Source organism: Candidatus Thermoplasmatota archaeon (assembly GCA_018814355.1).
Taxonomy (GTDB): Archaea; Thermoplasmatota; Thermoplasmata; order UBA10834; family UBA10834; genus COMBO-56-21.
Map to the genome: position 1 here is coordinate 1 of JAHIZT010000021.1, position 2,123 is coordinate 2,123.

Annotated in this window: 2 protein-coding genes; both read right to left on the minus strand. The window is 56.9% G+C overall.

Features of this window, described 5'->3' with window-relative positions; genetic code table 11:
- A partial coding sequence (locus tag KJ653_00960) for a heterodisulfide reductase (protein MBU0684408.1) occupies positions 1–519 on the minus strand: 519 nt, incomplete at its 3' end.
- A gap of 6 nt (positions 520–525) precedes the next feature.
- On the minus strand, positions 526–1,821 hold the full coding sequence (locus tag KJ653_00965) for a CoB--CoM heterodisulfide reductase iron-sulfur subunit A family protein (protein MBU0684409.1): 1,296 nt from the start codon (positions 1,819–1,821) through the stop codon (positions 526–528).
- Between the last annotated feature and the right edge of the window lie 302 nt (positions 1,822–2,123).

A 2,123-nucleotide genomic window follows, 5' to 3' on the forward strand; every position in this document is an offset into this window, starting at 1 on the left:
ACCCATGTCTGCAAGCGAGATCGCCGCGGTCATGCCAGACACACCACCGCCGATGACGAGCCCTGCTGGGGTGACATCGACCTTGACCTCTTCCTGGGCTTCGAGCAGTCGAGCTCTCGCGACACCCATCCTGATGAGGTCCCTGGCCTTCCGGGTCGCCTTCTCCTTCTCCTTCATGTGCACCCAGGAACAGTGCTCCCGGATGTTGACGAACGTGAACAGGTACTTGTTCAGCCCGGCTGACTCGCAGGTCGCCTGGAACAGAGGAGCGTGAGTTCTGGGCGTGCAGCTCGCGACTATGACCCTGTTCAATTTGTGCTTCCGGATGCCTTCTTTGATCGCGGTGAGTCCATCATCAGCGCAAGTGTACAGATTGTCCATCGCGTAGACGACATCTGGGAGTGTCTTGGCGTACTCTGCCACGGATGGCACATCGACAAATCCGCCGATGTTCGAGCCACAGTGGCAGACGAACACGCCGACCCTCGGCTTCTCCGTTGTTTCGTTCTTCTCGGCCATGCATCATCACGCTCCTGCCTGGGCCATCGCCTCGACCGCTTTCGCAGCCGCGCTCGAGCCTTGGGCAACCGATTCTGGAATATCCGCAGGACCTTGGGCGTAACCTGCAAGGAACATCCCTGGCACGCTTGTCCTTCCCAGATTGAGTATTCTGTCTGTGGATTCGAGGAACCCGAACTCGTCGGCCTTGAGGCCCAGCACCTTCGCCAGCTCCAAGGTCTCCTTTCTCGGGACGAGCGCCGTTGCCAGGACGACCATGTCGAACTCCTCGGACTGCTGTCTCCCTCCGACGTCGAACACGACGATCGGGTTGTGAATCTCAGAGTTCTCCTGGACCGTCGCGTCGGAGTTGATGTATCTGACTCCGTAGTCGCGTTTTGCCCTCTCGACGTACTCGTAGAAGCCCTTCGCGCACGCGCGCATGTCCTTGTAGAATATCGTGGATTCCATGTCGTCGTGGTGCTCCCTGGCAAGCATGGCCTCCTTGGTGGAGTGCATGCAGCAGACGGTGCAGCAATAGGGACGGCCGATCTGCGGGTTCCTGGAGCCAACGCACTGGATGAACGCCATCTTGACAGGCCTCTTCTTGTCGCTCCGTCTTTCGATGTGTCCGTGTGTCGGGCCAGCAGCGTTGATCATCCTTTCGTACTCCATCGCTGTGAACACGTTGGGGTACCTGCCGTAGCCATACTCCGTTGAGCTGGATGGGTCCCAGACATCGTAGCCCGTGGCAACTATGATCGACCCAACCTCGATCTCCAGAATCTGGTCCTTCATCTCGTAGTCGATGGCCTCTCTTTTGCAGGCCTTCTTGCAGTTCCCGCACTTGTCCTTGGTCATGTGGAGGCAGTGCTCCTTGTCGATGGTCATGACCCTCGGCACGGCCTGCATGAAGGGCATGTAGATGGCCTTCCTTTTGGACAGGCCCATCTCGAACTCGCTCGGAACCTTGCTCGGACACTTCTCTAAGCACTCGCCGCAGCCAGTGCATTTCGATTCATCGACGTACCTAGCCTTCTTCAGGACCTTGACCTTGAAGCTCCCGACCTTCCCCTCGACACCGACTACCTCCGCATACGTGATGATGTTCGTGTTCGGATGGCTGGAGCAATCAGCCATCTTTGGCGCCAGTATGCATATCGAGCAATCGTTCGTCGGGAACGTCTTGTCCAGCTGAGCCATCCTCCCACCGATGCTGGGTGACTTCTCAACTAGGTGTACAATCATTCCCTTATCCGCGAGATCGAGGGACGCCTGGATGCCTGCGACCCCTCCCCCTATCACCATGACAGCCTTTTCCATTCAAAGACCTCCTTTGCGCTTATTGTCGAATTTCACGTTGTTATCGTTCGGGTGATGCTTTCGCTTCGTTACTGCGGTTGCCGTAATCTGTTCACCGTTTTATCTGTTTCGTTGGGATTCTGACGGCCGGACGCACAACCGTTTCATGTTTTGTTGTGTTTTCGTTCGTCCCGAGACGATATTGAGGGTCCCTGGTCACTTCCTAAGGAGACTCTGGACCTCCTTGCCCTTCTCAATCTCGGTGACCTTGACCTTGAACGGCGCCTTCTTCTTCTGCGCCTCCCTCGCGAACCTCTGGCAGT